Origin of the sequence: Novosphingobium aquae (assembly GCF_037572715.1) — a bacterium.
GTDB lineage: Bacteria > Pseudomonadota > Alphaproteobacteria > Sphingomonadales > Sphingomonadaceae > Novosphingobium > Novosphingobium aquae.
Window position 1 is genome coordinate 64,231 of the sequence record NZ_JBBHJY010000011.1, and the last position, 16,374, is coordinate 80,604.

A 16,374-nucleotide genomic window follows, 5' to 3' on the forward strand; every position below is an offset into this window, starting at 1 on the left:
AAAGCAGTCGTAACCCTGTTTGTCAATCCGGCAGAAGGGCACCCCGACGCAAGGCTGCGCGCCCTTGCTTGGATTTCCTTGATTATGCCCTATGCAATGCCGATGCGTGCACGATTTATGGCCCTTGCAATCGCGCTCAGCGGCACGGCGATGGCCGGGGCAGAGGCGACCCCGCCGCAGGGCCTGACGATGTTCGATCGCCTCGTCGGTCGCTGCTACATCGCCAGCGTCGGCCCTTCTTCGACCGACCGGCACTGCTTCGAAGGCATCTATGGCCGCAAGCACGTGCGCGACCGGCACAGCGTGACGGTTGACGGCAAGGTCGTCTATGCCGGCGAGACGATCTACAGCCGCGACGGCGATGCGATAGTCTTCACCTATTTCAATACCTTGGGCGGAGTGGGCCACGGCAAGGCCAGCGCCGTGCCAGCGGGCATCAGCTTCACCGGATCGATGCGCGGCACGCCGAACGGCGCGGTCCAATCGATGGACAGCAAATGGCGCTGGCAGGCCGGCGGCTATGCGGCATCGGATGGTAAAGGCGCGGACGTGGTATTCAAGCCAGTCGCCGCCAAATGAGCCCGCCCGTCCTTCCCCTCGCATCGATCCCCGCCGCGCTCGATCTTGCCGGTATCGCGGTGTTCGCATTGAGCGGCGCGCTGCTGGCGGCGAAACTGCGGCAAACCTTTGTGACAATGGCGTTCTTCGCGCTGATTACCGGCGTTGGCGGCGGATCGGTACGCGACTTGCTGATCGGCGCGCCGGTGTTCTGGATTCACGATCCGTGGGTTGCGCCGGTCTGCCTGGCGACCGCCTTCGTTGCCTGGTTCACCCCGACGCGCTGGTGGGACGGCGAACTGCTCGACTGGGCGGACGCCGCGGGGCTGGCCGCCTATTCGGTAATCGGCACTGCCAAGTCGCTGGCTTACGGCGTGCCGATCGTGCCGGCCGTGCTGATGGGGGTGATCACCGGCTGCGTTGGCGGCATCATCCGCGATGTCATCGCCGGGCGGCCGTCGATCCTGATGCGGCCCGAGCTCTACGTCACGGCAGCGGCGCTATCGGCCACTCTGGCGGCGGCATTGTCGGGGCTGGAGCGGGCCATGGCCTGGCCGATCGCCATGACCGCCGGCTTTGCCCTTCGCGGGCTGGCGATCCGCAGAAAACTGGCGCTGCCCGCCTATGGCCGGGGGCAGCGCCAGGATTAGGTGTTGATCAACAAGGCGGATTAATAGCGCGGGCGGGGATCGTCCGTGGTCACGCCCTTGACCCGGCCCGATGCATCGACCGAACAGTTCCATGAGGCCCCGCCCTGCGTGCGGCCTTCGACCCGCCAGCCATCACCCTGACGGTTGACGTTATCGACCGTATCGACGCGGTTGGTGCCGCGCTCGACATCGGCGACGCAGCTGTCGACTGCGGTGTCGAGCGAAACGCTGCGGCCCAGGTCGGACGAACGGTCCATGTCGGCAGAGCGGCCATCGTCGCGCGAATCGTCGCCATAGCGCCAGCTGTCGTCACCGCGGCGCGCGTCTTCTTCGCGCTCGCGCTTGTCCTTCGAACTCTTGCTCGCGGCAGAAGCGATCGCGGCGATCGTGCCGAGCACGAGCACACCGGCGAGCACATCGCCGCCGTCGATACCGTCATTGTGGCGACGGCCCCAGCCGCCATTCCAGCGGTTGCCCCAGCCGTTGTTGCCCCAACCACCGCGTCCGTGATTGGCCGCGGCATCATGTGGTAGCGCAGCGGATGACGTGGCGCGCGGCGCATGGGCCGGTCCGGCAGCGGCAAAAGCCGGCGTGGCGAGCATGGTGAAAGCGGCAAGCGAAGCGGCAAACTTGCCAGAAAACCCGATCTTCATGGGCGTATTCCCCTGAGATTACCCGCAGTGGCCGCAAGCCCGCACCATGCGGGCGACTCCGGCATTCGGGCAATCGTCCTATACGCCGGCTATGCCCCACCGGCTTTCATCAGGCTGAACGATTTGGGCCAGTCAGGTCTTGTCCTCGACCGGCGCGCCGGGGCCGTTCTTGAGGATTGAATCGATCGCGTTCCTGGCGCTGGCCTTGCTGGAATAACCTTCGGTCCAGAAGATCGTTTCGCTGTTGTAGCAGAAATAGGCGACGTACTCGCCCGCCTTGTTCTGGCGGATTTCAAACCGGTGAGCCATGCTGCATCCCTTTCCCTAAGGTCCCGGTCCGCAGTTTAGCGCGCAAATCCGCGATTTCTAGGAGAATCTGCCGGGCAAATAGGGCGCAGGATCGACCGGAAAGTCCCCGCTGCCGGTGATCAGCGCGGCAGCCAGCGCCGCGGCGGCAGGGGCGGTCTGGATGCCGAAACCGCCCTGTCCTGCGAACCAGAAGAAGCGCGGCTCGTGCGCATCGATGCCGTAAACCGGCAAGCGATCAGGCGCGAAAGTGCGCAGGCCGGCCCACTTGTGCTCCACCCGTTCGACCTGCCAGTTTACAACGTTTTGCAACCGGTCGATCGCTTCGGCCACCGCCAGCTCCTCCGGCGCGGCATCGCAGGGCGGCACCGGCACTTCGTCATGCGGCGACAGCCAGAGCTTGCCGGCCTCGGGCTTGAAGTAGAACTTCTCGTTCAGATCGAGCACCAGCGGCAAGTCCTCGGGCGGCTCGGGCCGGGTGCGGATCTGGGCGATGGTGCGCAGCATCGGCGTGAAACCCAGTTTCGTAACCCCGGCACGCTGGGCAACTTCGTCGGCCCATGCTCCGGCGGCATTGACCAGCAGGTCGGCACGCGCGGTGCGCCCATCCTCGCAAGTCACCAGCCAGCCCTCGCCATCCCGTTCAGCGCGGACGAGGCGGGCGCGGGTCCACATTTCCGCCCCGGAGCGGCGCGCGGCGGCGAGGTAATCCTGGTGAAGCCGGGCGACGTCGATGTCGCTGCAATCGGGTTCGAGCGCGCCGGTGGTCCAGTCATCGCGCAACCCCGGAATTCGCGCGAGCAGAGCCTCGCGCCCCAGCCGCTCGACGCGCACGCCCAGCCCTTCGAACTCGCTGGCAAACGCTTCAAGCTGCGCTTCCTGCCCCCGCCGCGCGATGGTCAGCGCGCCGCGTTCGGTCAGGTAGCCGCCTTCGCGCAGCGGATCGCCCGACGCCATGGTCAGCGGCTGCACGCCTGCGCCGCCATAGCTTTCGGTCCAGAACGCCGCCGAGCGCCCGGTCGAGTGATAGCCGGGGCGGTCCTCCGCTTCGAGCAGCAGCACCCGTGCGCCGCTTGCCGCCAGCGGTGCGGCAAGGCTGGCTCCGGCCATTCCGGCACCGGCAACGATGATGTCGAAACGTTCGGTCATGGTCGTGTCAGTCGCGGCGCGGAGCCTTGCGGTCAAGGAAATCGTCAATCGCCGTCAGGATGGGATCGCGAACCGCGTCCACTTCGCGCAAGACTTCGTGGCGAGCCTCCTCGCCCAGCATAAGGAGTTCGCTGTTGGGCAAGCGCCGCGCCGCCTCGCGGATCGCGGCGGGGCTGACCAGCTTGTCCTCGCTCGTGCCGACAAGGAACACCGGCACCTGCACGGCTTCGATCCGCCCGCACGCAAACATGGCGCGGGCCGAGGCATAGGCGCGTTCCACCCAGCCCCATGATCCCGGCCCCATGACCAGCTCAGGGCGCTGCTCGCGCCACACCATCTCGTCTTCATAGCGGCGGGCATCGTGGGTGAGGAGCAGGTCACGGCCTTCGGGAACCTGCCCGGGCTTCTCGCTCCACTTCCAAGCGGGTCGCCGGCGGTCGCCCAGTGCACACATCAGCCGCGCGGCCCAGTGAAGCACCGCCAGCGGGAGGCCGTAGCTATGGAAGCCCAGCATCGGTGCCGAAAGCACGACGGCATCGGGATCAACGCGCCGCTCGACCAGGGCACGCAGCACCATATGCCCGCCCATCGAATGCGCGGCGAGCACGTGCGGGCCAGGCGTCGCCGCCTTCCACTCGTGCCACATGGCGGCAAGATCATCGATCCAGATGGCGAAATCGCCGATATGCCCGGTCACCGCATCGCTGCCCAGCCGGCCCGATCCTGCCTGTCCGCGCCAGTCGGCAGCGGTTACCTGCCAGCCCCGGTGATTCCAGTAGGCGAGCGTTTCGAGGTACTTTTCGTAAAAGTCGCCGCGCCCCGGAAAGTAAAGGATTGAACCGCGCGGCGGCGAGGCCGCCGGCCAGTCGATCCGGCGAATGGCGTGGCCATCAGGGGCCTTCCACAAGGATTCCAGGGCATTGGCCGGGATCGTGCGACCATCAAAGTCTTGCCGGGATGCTTCGCTCACCTCGTATGCATCCCTAATTCCAGCCTCAGGCCTCTGGTTACTATTTGGTAATTACTGATCGCTAGACCTCCCGGTGAACAGTGGGGTTCACAGTATTTCCGGGGGGCACCAGCCTTGCGTAGCGAGTATCTTTCCTATGGGCTGATTGGCGCATTGGCAATCGCGCTGCTCGTTGCCGCCTTCACGGATGTGAAGCGCCGCCAGATCGACAACTGGCTCAATGCCGCCATCGCGCTTGCCGCTCCTGCCTTCTGGTGGGCAAGCGGCCTTTCGCTGTGGCCGGACGTGGGAATGCAGTTCGGGCTGGCCATTGCCACCTTCGTCATCACTGCCGGCCTGTTTGCCGTGCGGATGATGGGCGGCGGAGACGTCAAGCTGCTCACCGCGCTCGCCCTGTGGGTGCGCCCCGCAGACTTCCTTTTCCTTGTGATCGTGATGGCTCTGATTGGCGGTGTCCTGACGATTGCAATCGCCGCCTGGCGGATGGCTCTGCGCAAGCAGGGCAAGGCCGCTATCCCTTACGGAATCGCGATAGCGAGCGCCGGACTGCTCACCCTTATGGACAAGAGCTTGCCGATGCTGGCCGCGACCACGGCAGGGTGAACCTGATTTTAACCAATTGGCACCATTCTCCGGACTGTATCCGGGAAATCCCAAAGGGGGCTTGAAAAGCCATGGACAAGAAGAAACTCCTGCTGCTGCTTGGCGCACTGGTCATTGCGATCGGAACCGCGCTGGCTGCTCGTAGCCTGTTTGCCGGCGCATCCGCGCCCAAGGCAGAAGCCGCCCAGCAGGCGGTTCCGCAAGGCCCGAAGGTGCTGGTCGCCCAGCGCGCGCTTCCGGTCGGCACGATCATCACCGCCGATTCGATCGCCTTCCAGATGTGGCCCAAGGAAATGGTGCAGGACGCCTACTTCATCGAAGGCGAGGCCGACATGGCCAAGCTGCTCGGTACGGTGGTGCGCAACCCGATGACCGCCGGCGCGCCGGTGACCCAGGGTTCGCTGGTCAAGCCCGGTGATCGCGGCTTCCTTGCGGCGGCGCTTGGCCCCGGCATGCGCGCCATCACGATCAACGTTTCGGCCCGTACCGGCGTGGCCGGCTTCATCTTCCCGGGCGATCACATCGACCTGATGCTGACGCAGACCGTGCGCAGCACCGGTGAAGACGCCCAGGCCCTGAAGGCAACCGAAACTATCCTCAAGAACCTGCGTGTTCTCGCCACCGACCAGGCCACCGACAGCGAAGTTGTCGAAGGCAAGACGGTGGTCCGCGAATTCCGCACGGTCACGCTCGAAGTGACGCCGAAGATCGCCGAGAAGATCGCGGTTGCCGAAACGATCGGCACGCTCAGCCTGGCGCTGCGCTCGATCGCCGACAATCAGGCCGAGCTCGAACGCCTCGTCGCCAGCGGTGCGGTCAAGATCCCGACCGGCGTGTCGAAGGAAGAGGAAGAGCGCATCCTGACCATGGCGATGAACCGCCCTGATGAATCGAAGGGCTCGTTCTCGACCGGTGGCGACGTATCGCGCTTCCAGCGCACGTCGATGCCCAGCGCCCGGTCTGCCGGTCGCCCTGCTCCCAGCAACGTCATGAGCGCGGCGCCTGCCGGCAGCTTCCCCATAATTCGCGTCGGCCCCGTCGTCCGCGTCACCCGCGGCAAGACGACCACCGCGGAAGAGATCGGGAAGTAAGCCATGACCACGCCAGCCCTTCACCACACCGCCGCGATTTCGAGGGACAAGACCATGAAACGCCTGCTCACCACCCTGCTTACCGCTGCATGCGTTTCGGTGCCCCTGGCCCTGACGCCGGCCGGCACTGTCCAGGCCCAGTCGGTTACCCGCGCCGTGCAGGACATTCCGCTGTCCATCGGCCGCGGCCAGCTGATCAACGTCCCCGGCCGCATGGCAGACGTCTTCGTCGCTGACGATAAGGTCGCCGACGTGCAGATCAAGTCGGCCAGCCAGCTCTATCTGATGGGCAAGGCCGGCGGCACGACCACGGTCTATGCCAGCAACGCTGCCGGCCAGATCATCTGGTCAGCCAATGTCCGGGTCAACTCGGGTCTCGATAGCGTCGATCAGATGCTGCACCTCGCCATGCCCGACGCCAAGATTGGCGTTAACACCTTCGGCACGGACACGGTCCTGCTGACGGGCACGGTTGCCGCCCCCGAAGATGCCGCCGAAGCCAAGCGCCTCGTCGAAGCCTTCATGGGCAAGGCCAATGTCATTACCCGCCTGAAGACGGCCACGCCGCTGCAGGTCAACCTGCAGGTCCGCTTTGCCGAGGTAAGCCGTTCGCTGGTCCGCGCCATCGGCGGCAACCTGCTCAGCAGCGACAGCACGAGCGGCTTCAAGTTCGGCGTGGCCAGCGGCCGCTCGAACGCGATCGAGATCACCGAGCCCACTGCGACGACGCCGGGCAAGATCGCCTTCAACGGCGTCAGCGGCAAGACCACGCTGGGCGGCTTCGGCAAGTTCCTGGGCCTCGATCTTGGCGCGGCCTTTGACCTTGCCGAGCGCGACGGCCTGATCACCACGCTGGCCAATCCAAACCTGACGGCGCTTTCGGGCGAAACCGCAGACTTCCTTGCCGGCGGTGAATATCCGATCCCGATCAGTCAGGGTCTGGGTACGACTTCGGTCGAATACAAGCGCTTCGGTGTCAGCCTTGCCTATACGCCGACGGTGCTGGCCAATGGTCGCATCTCGATCCGCGTCCGCCCGGAAGTGTCCGAGCTTTCTTCGGAAGGCGCGGTGACGCTTAACGGCTTCCAGATCCCGGCCCTGACCATCCGCCGCGCCGAAACGACCGTGGAACTCGGCTCGGGCCAGAGCTTCATGATCGCCGGCCTGATGAGCAACAACGCCCAGTCGACCATCGACAAGGCACCCGGTGTTGGCGATGTGCCGATCTTGGGCAACCTGTTCCGCTCGAATGAATTCCGCAAGGGACAGACCGAGCTGGTGATCGTCGTGACGCCGTATCTGGTTCACCCGGTCAACGCCAACGACATCAAGCTGCCGACCGACGGCTTCCAGGCCGCCAACCTTGGCCAGCAGCTGCTCGGCAACGTGCAGTCCGACGGCAAGACCGGCGGCGATCGTCCGAAGCCCACCCAGGTGCCTGATGCCAATGTCGCACCCAAGGTCGGCGAACTGCTCGAACCGGAGCAGCCGGCCAGCAAGGCCAAGAAGACGTCCAAGCCGAAGACCGCCGACGCGGGCAGCGATGCACGCCCCGGCTTCTCGCTGAATTGAGGAAGGTAGCACCATGACCAAGATCTTCCATCGCACGGCGGCCACCGCCCTCCTCCTCACCCTCGGCAGCGGCCTTGCGGGTTGCACCAGCCCCGGCGTCCCAGTGAACCGCGGCCTTGAAAGCGTCCACCAACCGGTGGTCCAGCGCACGAACTACACGATGGACCTGGTGTCCAACGGCACGGGCCTCGCCCCGTCCGAACAGCGCCGCCTGTCGGGCTGGTTCGAAGCACTTGACCTGCGTTACGGTGACAAGATCAGCGTTGACGATCCGACCGGGTCCAGCGCCAATCGCGCCTCGGTCGAAGCCGTAGCCTCGCGCTTCAGCATGCTGCTGAGCGGCGATGCCCCGGCCACGCCCGGCTATGTCAATCCGGGCACGGTCCGGGTGGTCGTGTCGCGCACCTCGGCATCGGTCCGCGGCTGCCCTGACTGGGGCACCAAGTCCGACACCAACATGCACAATGCCACGGCGAGTGGCTTTGGCTGCGCTGTCAACGGCAATATGGCGGCCATGGTCGCCAACCCGGAAGACCTGATCAAGGGTACAAACGGCCCAAGCACCACCACCGTGATGACCTCGAACCGGGCCATCGAAGGGTATCGTGAAGCCAAGCCGACCGGCAACGGCGGAACGACTGTCAACAAGCAGTCGAGCAAAGGGGAGTAATTCACCATGAACGCGCCATGGAAAGCCTCGATGCCCGGCAACCGCGACCCCTTCGCCTCATTCTTGTGTGACGAAGCGGCGCTGGAAGTCCTGCGCCCGGTCGTCATCGAAATGGGCTGGCAGCCCGAGAAGTGCAACAAGGGCGGCCTGCGCAATGCGGTCCAGTCCCTGTCGATCTCGGCCAGCCCCAACATCCTCATGGTCGACCTGTCGGAAAGCGGCGATCCGCTCAACGACATCAACGCCCTCGCCGAGGTTTGCGAACCCGGCACGGTGGTGATCGCGGTTGGCCAGGTCAACGACGTGCGCCTCTATCGCGACCTCGTCGCCAGCGGCATCCACGACTACCTGCTCAAGCCGCTTTCGCCCGGCCAGCTGCGCGATGCGCTGATCCAAGCGCAGGCCGTGTTCTCGCAGCCCCGCCACGCGGATGGCACGACGGCCAAGCGCCATGTGTCGACCGCTGTTGTCGGCACGCGCGGCGGTGTCGGAGCCTCGCTCCTCGCCACTTCGCTGGCCTGGCTGTTTTCGACCGATCACAAGATGCCGACCGCGCTCCTCGATCTCGACGTGCACTTCGGTACGGGTGCGCTCAGCCTTGATCTCGAGCCGGGCCGCGGCCTGACCGACGCGATCGAGAACCCGAGCCGCATCGACGGCCTGTTCATCGAACGCGCCATGATCCGCGCGAACGACAACCTGTCGATCCTGTCCGCAGAAGCGCCGATCAATTCGCCGCTGATGACCGACGGCACCGCCTTCGTGCAGCTGGAAGAAGAATTCCGCCAGGCGTTCGAAATGACGGTGATCGATCTGCCGCGCAACATGCTGATCAACTTCCCGCACCTGATGGCGGATGTGAACGTGGTGGTTCTGGCCACCGAATTCACTCTGGCATCGGCGCGTGATGCGATCCGCCTGCTTTCGTGGCTGAAGGCGAATGCCGCCCATGCCCAAACCATCGTTGTCGCCAACAAGGTCCAGCCCGGCGTTCAGGAAATCAGCCGCGCGGACTTCGAAGCCTCGATCGAGCGCAAGGTGAACTTCGTCGTGCCGTTCGACATCAAGGGCGCGGCCAATGCCGCCAAGCTTGGCCAGACCTTCGCCGAAGCCAATCGCACGGCAAAGTCTGCGCAGGTCGTCCGCGATGTCGCCAGCCAGATCCTGGGCGTGGGCGATGCCGAGGAAGTTGCAGTGGTCGCCGGCACGCCGGCGAAGAAGTCGCTGCTGGGCAAGTTCGACCTCAAGTCGATGCTGGCCAGCAAGCAAAAGGGCAAGGGCAAGGTCGCCGAAAAGGTGGCCTGACCTTCCCCGTGAATTTCGCGGGCCGGCATGAGCCGGCCCCATATGAACCAAGGCGGAGTATAGGCGCATGAGCCTGTTGCAACTTCTGCTGATCGCCGCCGGCCTGATGGCCATGATGGTGCTTGGCTGGTCGGCATTGTCCGGCCCCAATCCGGTCAAGGAGGGCAATCGCCGCCTCCAGGCGGTGCGCTATCGCCACTCGGACAGCACGGTCGACAAGGTCGAGGCGCAGCTGCGCAAGGCCGTGGCGGCGCGCAAGCCCAAGATGCACAAGATCGCCGGATCGGGATCGCGGGTCGAAGCGCTGATGCTGCGCCTGAACCGCACCGGCAAGGGCTGGTCGCTGCAGAACTACCTCTACACGTCGCTGGGCATCGGCCTGACGATGACAGTGATCATCTACATCAAGTCGCACGCCGCGATGCTGTCGCTGGGTGCCGGCCTGCTGCTGGGTGCCGGCCTGCCGCACATGGCCGTGGGCTTCATGATCAGCCGCCGCCTCAACGCGTTCATCTCAAAGTTTCCCGACGGCATCGAACTGATCGTGCGCGGTCTGCGTTCGGGTCTTCCGGTCACCGAAACCCTGCAGATCATCTCGGGCGAAGTCCCGGGCCCGGTTGGCGAGGAGTTCAAGATGATCACCGAACGGATCCGCATCGGCAAGACCATGGAGGACGCCCTCCAGGAAACCGCCGACCGGCTTGGCATCCCCGAATTCCAGTTCTTCTGCATCACGCTTGCCATCCAGCGCGAGACCGGCGGCAACCTGGCGGAAACGCTGAGCAACCTGGCCGACGTGCTGCGCAAGCGCGCCCAGATGAAGCTCAAGATCCGCGCGATGAGCTCGGAATCCAAGGCCTCGGCCTACATCGTCGGCTCGCTGCCCTTCGTGGTCTTCACGCTGCTGTGGTGGGTCAACCCCGATTACATCGGACAGTTCTTTGAAGACGACCGCCTGATCATGGCAGGCCTTGGCGGGCTTGTATGGATGACCATCGGCGTCGGTATCATGGCCAAAATGGTCAGCTTCGAAATCTGAGCGAGGAAAGACAACCATCATGTTGAAGACCCCGCCTGGACCAACCGTTCTCGGCATCGACGTAATCTGGGTCGGCTCGATCCTGATCGCGGTGGCTGCCGTGGCCATGATGTTCGCCATCTATTCGGCGGTCACCATCCGCGATCCCATGGCCAAGCGCGTCAAGGCGCTGAACGAGCGGCGCGAGCAACTCAAGGCCGGCATCGTCAAGGACGCATCGAAGCGCCGCCAGAGCCTGGTTCGCAAGAACCAGACGACCGAAAAGATGAAGGACACGCTCGACAAGCTGAAGGTCCTTCAGGAAAGCCAGGTCCAGTTTATCCAGCAGAAGCTGGCGCAGGCCGGCATCCGCAAAAAGGAATATGCCGTCGCGGTCATCTTTGCCCGCATGGTGCTACCGATCGTGCTGGGCACCATCGCGGCGCTGACGGTCTATGTGTTCAACGCTTTTCCGGACTGGACGCCGATCAAGAAGCTCGCCTTCTTCGCTGCGGCGCTTGGCTTGGGCTACAAGGGCCCGGAAATCTGGCTGAAGAACATCATCCAGAAGCGCACCCACAAGGTTCGCAAGGGCCTGCCAGACGCGCTCGACCTGCTGGTCATCTGCGCGGAGGCCGGCCTTACCGTCGACGCCGCCTTTGGCCGTGTCGCCCGCGAACTGGGCCGCGCCTATCCCGAACTCGGCGATGAATTCACGCTTACCTCGATCGAGCTGTCGTTCCTCAACGAACGCCGCAGTGCCTTCGAAAACCTCGCTTACCGTGTCGACCTCGAAGCGGTGCGCGGTGTGGTGACGACGATGATCCAGACCGAACGCTATGGTACGCCGCTGGCCTCGGCCCTGCGCGTGCTGTCCGCCGAATTCCGCAACGAGCGAATGATGCGCGCCGAAGAAAAGGCCGCGCGCCTTCCGGCGATCATGACCGTGCCGCTGATCCTGTTCATCCTTCCGGTGCTGTTCATCGTCATCATCGGCCCGGCAGGCTGTGCACTGATGGACGGCTTCAAGGGTCACAACGGCTAAGCCGGTCACGGCAGCCGAATGAAAAAAGAGGGCGATCCGCAAGGATCGCCCTCTTTCGTTTATTCACAGACTTTCGACTTAATCGGGAGCGACGACCTCCTGCTCGATCGCACCGAAGATCGAATGGCCGTGGCCATCACGCATGTCGATCCGCACGACATCGCCGTGCTTCATGAAGCCGGTCTTCGCCTCGCCGGTCAGGATCGTCTCAACCATGCGCTGCTCGGCGATGCACGAATAACCGCGCCCGCCTTCGCTCACCGGGCGGCCGGGCGAGCCATCGGCGTCGCGGTTGGACACGGTGCCGGACCCAATGATCGAACCAGCACCAAGGTTGCGGGTCTTGGCCAGATGGGCGATCAGCGTGCCGAAATCGAAGATCATCTCCTCGCCCGCATCTGCGCGGCCGAACGCCTCGCCATTGAGGTCGACTTCGACAACGCCGGACAGCTTGCCATCCTTCCATCCAGCGCCCAGTTCGTCGGGCGTGATGAACACCGGTGAAAAAGTCGTCGCCGGCTTCGACTGAACAAAGCCGAAGCCCTTGGCGAGTTCACCGGGGATCAGATTGCGCAGCGAAACATCGTTGACCAGCCCGACCAACAAGACTTTGCCGAGTGCATCGGCGGCCGAAATGCCCTGCGGAACGTCACCAGTGACGATGCAGACTTCCGCTTCCATGTCGCAGCCCCACGCCTCGTCAGCGAGGACGATCGGTGAACGCGCGCCGCGCAGGTCGTCGCTGCCGCCCTGGTACATCAGCGGATCATGCCAGAAGGTGTCCGGCATTTCCGCCCCGCGCGCCTTGCGCACCAGTTCGACGTGATTGACATAGGCTGAGCCATCGGCCCACTGATAGGCGCGCGGCAGAGGGGCCAGCGCCTCGCGTTCGTGGAACCTTTCAAGCGGGACCGAGTGATGCTCCAGGTTCTCCGACAGCGCGCGCAATTGCGGTTCGAACCGGTCCCAGTCATCCAGCGCCGATTGCAGCGTAGGCGTGACGGTGGAGGCATCGGCATACCAGGCGAGATCGGGCGACACGACAACGAGACGCCCGTCGCGTCCTCCGGAAAGGCTTGCGAGTTTCATGCCGGGTTCCCTTGGTCGATGGCCTGCACGCCGTCGCGGATGCGCGACAGCAGTGTCTTGAGCGCTTCCTGCTCGCTGGGTTCGATGCGGGTGAAAATCCGCTCGAACATCTCGTAAGTCATGGGCATGACCTGCGCATATAGCGCGCGCCCTTCCCCGGTCAGTTCCAGATGGTGCGAACGGCCGTCGCGCTGATTGGGGCTGCGTGCCACCAGTCCGCGTTCTTCCAGCACCTTGCAGGCGCGGTTGATCGCAACCTTGTCCATCACCGTCGCATTGACCATTTCGCGCTGCGTCATCGAGCCGCCATCGCCCAGCACGGCCATCACCCGCCATTCGGGGATGCGCAGGCCAAATCGCAATCGGTATTCATCCGCGATGCGGCTGCTGACCGCGTTAGACGTGATTGCCATCAGGTATGGCAGGAAATCGGTGAGGCGCGGAATGTTCGGCATGGTGAAACTATTTCTAATGCAACCACATGGGCGCGCAAGCGGATTCACAAGATCTGCGTAATACTGCCATTGGAGGTCGCGTAATACTCCTGGCAGGTCGCCCAGGCTTCAAGCCGGGCGCAGCGTCTCGGGTTTTGCCTGTGCCACGGCATCAAGCGCGTGCATTGCCTCATCGATCCGCGTCAGGCACGGAAACGGCGCAAGATCGAGCTTGTAGCGGCGCGCATTCATGATCTGCGGCACCAGCACGACATCGACGATATTCGGCGCCGTGCCGCCAAAATAGCCCTCTTCGGGCGCCTGTGCTTCGAGCGCGGCCAGCCCTTCGCCAATCCAGTGCTGTGCCCACTGGTCAACCGCCGCATCATCAGCGCCGAACTGCGCGCGCAGGTACTTGAGCACGCGCAGATTCTGCAGCGGCTGGGTATCGGCAATGATGATCTGCGCCAGCGCGATTGTCCGGGCGCGCTCCAGCGGATCTTCGGGAATCAACCGTGGCACCGGGAACGCCCCGTCGAGCCAATCGATGATCGCCAGCGACTGGGTGATGACCTGCCCGTCCACTTCGAGCGCGGGGACCAGCTTCTGCGCGTTGACTGCCGCATAGCCCTCGGCAAGTTGTTCATTGGCCAGCAGGTCAACCTCGACCCCGCGGTAATCGGCGCCCTTCAGGTTGAGCGCGATCCGCACGCGAAACGCGCTTGAGGAACGCCAATAGTCATGCAAGGTCAGTTCCATCAGCGTAACACCCTTCCTGCGACGGCATCGAGCATCGCCGCCAGATTGCCATCGCGGGCGCCCGGCGCAGTGACGATGGCGCCATCGAGCGCGGTATCGACCGGGCTGGCGCTGCGCTTTTTCGGCAGCGAGACCACGAGCTTGCGGACGGTTTCGCGCGCCAGAGCGGCGTTGGCCTTCATCACGGCAAAAACCTCGCTCGCAGCAACGGCCTCGCCATCGCGCCAGCAGTCATAGTCCGTGACCATGCCCAGAACGGCGTAGGGCAGCTCTGCTTCGCGCCCGAGGCGGGCTTCGGGCATGGCGGTCATGCCGATGACCTGCGCGCCCCACTGGCGATAGAGACGGCTTTCGGCGCGGGTCGAGAATTGCGGGCCTTCGATGGCGATGTAACAGCCGCCGCGGTGGACGGTCGCCCCGGAAGCCTCGGCCGCGTCCGCCGCCAGCTTGGACAGCCGCGCGCAGACCGGATCGGCCAGACTGACATGGGCGACAAGGCCCTCGCCAAAGAAGCTGCCGCACCGGCCCTGTGTGCGGTCAATGAACTGGTCGACCGCGACGAAATGCCCGGGCGCCATATCCTCGGCCAGCGAACCGATGGCCGAGAGCGAGAGTACGTCGGTCACGCCGCAGCGCTTCAGCACGTCGATGTTGGCGCGGTAATCGACCGCCGATGGTGTCAGCCGGTGGCCCTTGCCATGGCGAGCGATGAAAGTGACGCGCTTGCCGGCGATCTTGCCGGTGATGACTGGCCCCGAAGGTGTCCCGAACGGCGATGACACCGCAATTTCCTGCGCATCATCGAGATCGAGCCCCTCTGCGAGACCCGAACCGCCAATCACGCCCAAATGCCAGATCACCGCTGCACCAGAATTCCAGCCACAACAAAGTCGTTGAGGTGAGTACGGTAGCGGTCTCGCAGCGCCTCGTCGAGCACGTCGGTCGCCGAGCAGTACTTAAGCACCAGCCGCGCCGAGAAAAACCGGTCAGCCGCGCCGATGACGGTGAAGTAGAACAGCTGCGGATCAACCGGTCGGAACACGCCGGCAGCCACGCCTTCGCCGATCAGCTTCTCATAGGCATCGAGCAGCGGCTTGAGGTAAGTATCAGCCAGCCGCTGCGCTTCCTCAGGCTCGCTTTCACGGATCAGGCGCATCAGCAGGCGGTGGGTGTAAGGCGTGCGGAAGAAGTTATCGACCACGCCTTCCATGTGGATGCGCAGCTTGGTTTCGGCGTCGAAATCCTTCGACAGCAGCGCCTCGACCGACTTGACGATGGCAAGCCATTCACGCTCGATCAGCGCCTTAAGCAGGCCGGCCTTGTTGCCGAAATAGTACTTCACCAGCGCCGAGTTGAGCCCCGACTGGCGCGACAGGTCCGACAGCGAGATATCGACGATGTCGCCCTCGCGCATGATGGCGGAGGCCGTGTCGAGCAATTGCTCGCGCGCGCCGGGAGGAGCGGCAAGGTCGCTCTTGCTGATCACGGCATCCACCTTCACCCCGGTCTTACTTCGGGCCCATGCGGATGCCGCCGTCCATGCGGACGTGCTCGGCATTGATGTAGTCATGGCCGATCAGGAACAGCGCGGTCTGGGCATATTCCTCGGGCTTGCCGAGGCGCTTGGGGAACGGCACGGCGGCGGCGAGTGCGAGCTGCGCCGGTTCGGGGAGCGACTTCATCATCGGGGTTTCGAAGATGCCCGGCAGGATCGTGTTGACCCGGATGCCTTCGTTCATCAGGTCTCGCGCGATCGGCAGGGTCATGCCGAGCACGCCGGCCTTCGACGCGGTATAGGCCGCTTGACCGATCTGGCCGTCCTGCGCCGCGACGCTGGCCGTGTTGATGATCACGCCGCGCTGGCCGTCGGCATCGATCGGGTCAGCCGTGAGCAGGCCCTCGACGCACTTGGCGATGCAGCGGAAGGTCCCGATCAGGTTGATGCCGATGACCTTTTCGAACGAGTCCATCGGATAGGGCTTCACCGCACCGGTTTCGCGGTCACGGCCGACGGTCTTGATGGCCGTGGCGATGCCGGCACAGTTGACCAGCACGCGCTCCTGCCCGTTGGCGGCACGCGCTTTGGCGAAACCGTCGATCACGCTCTGCTCGTCGGCCACGTTGACCTGGCAGAACACGCCGCCCAGTTCAGCGGCAACCGCTTCGCCGCGTTCGGCGTTCATGTCGAAAATCGCGACCTTGACGCCCTGCGCGGCCAGCGCACGGGCCGTGGCTTCGCCAAGGCCGGAAGCGCCGCCGGTGACGACTGCGGAAACGGTGGAATCGAGCTTCATGGCATTAAGTCCCTTCGGTCATCAATGTCTGGTTTAATGGGTCGCTTAAGCGGGCGGATGGCTTTCGGTCAACCGCACAAACGCAGGTCCAGTTAAATCCCGCAGACACGATCCAGCCGCAACTCTGTTGTGAAATTGCAACATCAGGTTCTGATTTCGACAAACCGTCAGGATTTCATTTGAAACCGTTCCCAACCTAAGACAACCA

19 protein-coding genes are annotated in these 16,374 nt (G+C 64.3%); 9 read left to right on the forward strand and 10 right to left on the reverse strand.

From position 1 onward, the window contains the following. The first annotated feature begins 117 nt into the window (after window positions 1–117). Together WG900_RS18335 and WG900_RS18340 are read left to right on the forward strand one after the other, a co-directional pair. Window positions 118–579, forward strand: coding sequence for a hypothetical protein (locus tag WG900_RS18335; protein ID WP_339969516.1), 462 nt, complete (start codon window positions 118–120; stop codon window positions 577–579). Beyond that, on the forward strand, window positions 576–1,208 hold the full coding sequence (locus tag WG900_RS18340; protein ID WP_339969518.1) for a trimeric intracellular cation channel family protein: 633 nt from the start codon (window positions 576–578) through the stop codon (window positions 1,206–1,208). Before WG900_RS18335 ends, WG900_RS18340 begins: the two co-directional genes overlap by 4 nt. Window positions 1,209–1,228: 20 nt before the next feature. On the opposite strand, the gene WG900_RS18345 is transcribed toward WG900_RS18340, so the two are convergent. The 4 genes from WG900_RS18345 to WG900_RS18360 all read right to left on the reverse strand — a co-directional run bounded on the left by WG900_RS18345 (window position 1,229) and on the right by WG900_RS18360 (window position 4,286). Further along, window positions 1,229–1,861: a hypothetical protein gene (locus tag WG900_RS18345; protein ID WP_339969520.1), complete on the reverse strand. Its 633-nt coding sequence runs from the start codon at window positions 1,859–1,861 to the stop codon at window positions 1,229–1,231. A 132-nt stretch (window positions 1,862–1,993) separates the two neighbouring features. After that, the gene (locus WG900_RS18350) at window positions 1,994–2,170 is read right to left on the reverse strand and encodes a YegP family protein (RefSeq protein ID WP_339969522.1); all 177 of its coding nucleotides are present in this window, start codon (window positions 2,168–2,170) and stop codon (window positions 1,994–1,996) included. 57 nt (window positions 2,171–2,227) lie between these two features. Further along, window positions 2,228–3,316: an NAD(P)/FAD-dependent oxidoreductase gene (locus WG900_RS18355; protein WP_339969524.1), complete on the reverse strand. Its 1,089-nt coding sequence runs from the start codon at window positions 3,314–3,316 to the stop codon at window positions 2,228–2,230. A 7-nt stretch (window positions 3,317–3,323) separates the two neighbouring features. Continuing rightward, window positions 3,324–4,286, reverse strand: coding sequence for an alpha/beta hydrolase (locus WG900_RS18360; RefSeq protein ID WP_339969526.1), 963 nt, complete (start codon window positions 4,284–4,286; stop codon window positions 3,324–3,326). Window positions 4,287–4,400: 114 nt separating this feature from the next. Here WG900_RS18360 and WG900_RS18365 point away from each other — a divergent pair, with 114 nt between their 5' ends. The 7 genes from WG900_RS18365 to WG900_RS18395 all read left to right on the forward strand — a co-directional run bounded on the left by WG900_RS18365 (window position 4,401) and on the right by WG900_RS18395 (window position 11,590). After that, complete coding sequence (locus WG900_RS18365) at window positions 4,401–4,889, forward strand: A24 family peptidase (protein ID WP_339969528.1); 489 nt, start codon at window positions 4,401–4,403, stop codon at window positions 4,887–4,889. A 71-nt stretch (window positions 4,890–4,960) separates the two neighbouring features. Beyond that, a complete protein-coding gene (cpaB, locus tag WG900_RS18370) occupies window positions 4,961–5,980 on the forward strand; it encodes a Flp pilus assembly protein CpaB (RefSeq protein ID WP_339969530.1) in 1,020 nt (339 codons plus the stop codon). A gap of 3 nt (window positions 5,981–5,983) precedes the next feature. Further along, window positions 5,984–7,552, forward strand: coding sequence for a type II and III secretion system protein family protein (locus WG900_RS18375; RefSeq protein ID WP_339969532.1), 1,569 nt, complete (start codon window positions 5,984–5,986; stop codon window positions 7,550–7,552). Window positions 7,553–7,565: 13 nt separating this feature from the next. Then, the gene (locus tag WG900_RS18380; RefSeq protein ID WP_339969534.1) at window positions 7,566–8,222 is read left to right on the forward strand and encodes a CpaD family pilus assembly protein; all 657 of its coding nucleotides are present in this window, start codon (window positions 7,566–7,568) and stop codon (window positions 8,220–8,222) included. A gap of 6 nt (window positions 8,223–8,228) precedes the next feature. Further along, complete coding sequence (locus WG900_RS18385; RefSeq protein ID WP_339969536.1) at window positions 8,229–9,527, forward strand: pilus assembly protein CpaE; 1,299 nt, start codon at window positions 8,229–8,231, stop codon at window positions 9,525–9,527. Between the two features lie 67 nt (window positions 9,528–9,594). Then, window positions 9,595–10,566, forward strand: a complete 972-nt coding sequence (locus tag WG900_RS18390; protein WP_339969538.1) for a type II secretion system F family protein — start codon at window positions 9,595–9,597, stop codon at window positions 10,564–10,566. 19 nt (window positions 10,567–10,585) lie between these two features. After that, the gene (locus WG900_RS18395; RefSeq protein WP_339969540.1) at window positions 10,586–11,590 is read left to right on the forward strand and encodes a type II secretion system F family protein; all 1,005 of its coding nucleotides are present in this window, start codon (window positions 10,586–10,588) and stop codon (window positions 11,588–11,590) included. 78 nt (window positions 11,591–11,668) lie between these two features. Here WG900_RS18395 and WG900_RS18400 read toward each other — a convergent pair whose 3' ends face one another. The 6 genes from WG900_RS18400 to WG900_RS18425 form a co-directional block, all read right to left on the reverse strand. Further along, on the reverse strand, window positions 11,669–12,679 hold the full coding sequence (locus WG900_RS18400) for a fumarylacetoacetate hydrolase family protein (protein WP_339969542.1): 1,011 nt from the start codon (window positions 12,677–12,679) through the stop codon (window positions 11,669–11,671). Further along, on the reverse strand, window positions 12,676–13,134 hold the full coding sequence (locus WG900_RS18405; protein ID WP_339969544.1) for a MarR family winged helix-turn-helix transcriptional regulator: 459 nt from the start codon (window positions 13,132–13,134) through the stop codon (window positions 12,676–12,678). Before WG900_RS18405 ends, WG900_RS18400 begins: the two co-directional genes overlap by 4 nt. Before the next feature lie 108 nt (window positions 13,135–13,242). Further along, window positions 13,243–13,872 carry a maleylacetoacetate isomerase gene (gene maiA / locus WG900_RS18410; RefSeq protein ID WP_339969546.1) on the reverse strand — a complete coding sequence of 210 codons (630 nt, stop codon included), beginning with the start codon at window positions 13,870–13,872 and terminating at the stop codon, window positions 13,243–13,245. Next, entirely contained in the window at window positions 13,872–14,732 is an 861-nt protein-coding gene (gene mtnP, locus WG900_RS18415; protein ID WP_339969548.1) for an S-methyl-5'-thioadenosine phosphorylase, read from the reverse strand. The genes maiA and mtnP overlap by 1 nt, the downstream gene beginning before the upstream one ends. Further along, window positions 14,729–15,367, reverse strand: a complete 639-nt coding sequence (locus WG900_RS18420) for a TetR family transcriptional regulator (RefSeq protein WP_417598511.1) — start codon at window positions 15,365–15,367, stop codon at window positions 14,729–14,731. The genes mtnP and WG900_RS18420 overlap by 4 nt, the downstream gene beginning before the upstream one ends. A 13-nt stretch (window positions 15,368–15,380) precedes the next feature. Then, complete coding sequence (locus WG900_RS18425; protein WP_339969552.1) at window positions 15,381–16,166, reverse strand: SDR family NAD(P)-dependent oxidoreductase; 786 nt, start codon at window positions 16,164–16,166, stop codon at window positions 15,381–15,383. Window positions 16,167–16,374: the final 208 nt, after the last annotated feature.

Bases quoted from the DNA above. Each gene is read 5' to 3' on its own strand.
- WG900_RS18385 (WP_339969536.1), top strand. From the start codon at position 8,229: ATGAACGCGCCATGGAAAGCCTCGATGCCCGGCAACCGCGACCCCTTC.
- cpaB (WP_339969530.1), top strand. From the start codon at position 4,961: ATGGACAAGAAGAAACTCCTGCTGCTGCTTGGCGCACTGGTCATTGCG.
- WG900_RS18405 (WP_339969544.1), bottom strand. From the start codon at position 13,134: ATGCCGAACATTCCGCGCCTCACCGATTTCCTGCCATACCTGATGGCA.
- WG900_RS18395 (WP_339969540.1), top strand. From the start codon at position 10,586: ATGTTGAAGACCCCGCCTGGACCAACCGTTCTCGGCATCGACGTAATC.
- WG900_RS18380 (WP_339969534.1), top strand. From the start codon at position 7,566: ATGACCAAGATCTTCCATCGCACGGCGGCCACCGCCCTCCTCCTCACC.
- WG900_RS18400 (WP_339969542.1), bottom strand. From the start codon at position 12,679: ATGAAACTCGCAAGCCTTTCCGGAGGACGCGACGGGCGTCTCGTTGTC.
- WG900_RS18425 (WP_339969552.1), bottom strand. From the start codon at position 16,166: ATGAAGCTCGATTCCACCGTTTCCGCAGTCGTCACCGGCGGCGCTTCC.
- WG900_RS18390 (WP_339969538.1), top strand. From the start codon at position 9,595: ATGAGCCTGTTGCAACTTCTGCTGATCGCCGCCGGCCTGATGGCCATG.
- WG900_RS18375 (WP_339969532.1), top strand. From the start codon at position 5,984: ATGACCACGCCAGCCCTTCACCACACCGCCGCGATTTCGAGGGACAAG.
- WG900_RS18350 (WP_339969522.1), bottom strand. From the start codon at position 2,170: ATGGCTCACCGGTTTGAAATCCGCCAGAACAAGGCGGGCGAGTACGTC.
- maiA (WP_339969546.1), bottom strand. From the start codon at position 13,872: ATGGAACTGACCTTGCATGACTATTGGCGTTCCTCAAGCGCGTTTCGC.
- WG900_RS18335 (WP_339969516.1), top strand. From the start codon at position 118: ATGGCCCTTGCAATCGCGCTCAGCGGCACGGCGATGGCCGGGGCAGAG.
- WG900_RS18340 (WP_339969518.1), top strand. From the start codon at position 576: ATGAGCCCGCCCGTCCTTCCCCTCGCATCGATCCCCGCCGCGCTCGAT.
- WG900_RS18345 (WP_339969520.1), bottom strand. From the start codon at position 1,861: ATGAAGATCGGGTTTTCTGGCAAGTTTGCCGCTTCGCTTGCCGCTTTC.
- WG900_RS18355 (WP_339969524.1), bottom strand. From the start codon at position 3,316: ATGACCGAACGTTTCGACATCATCGTTGCCGGTGCCGGAATGGCCGGA.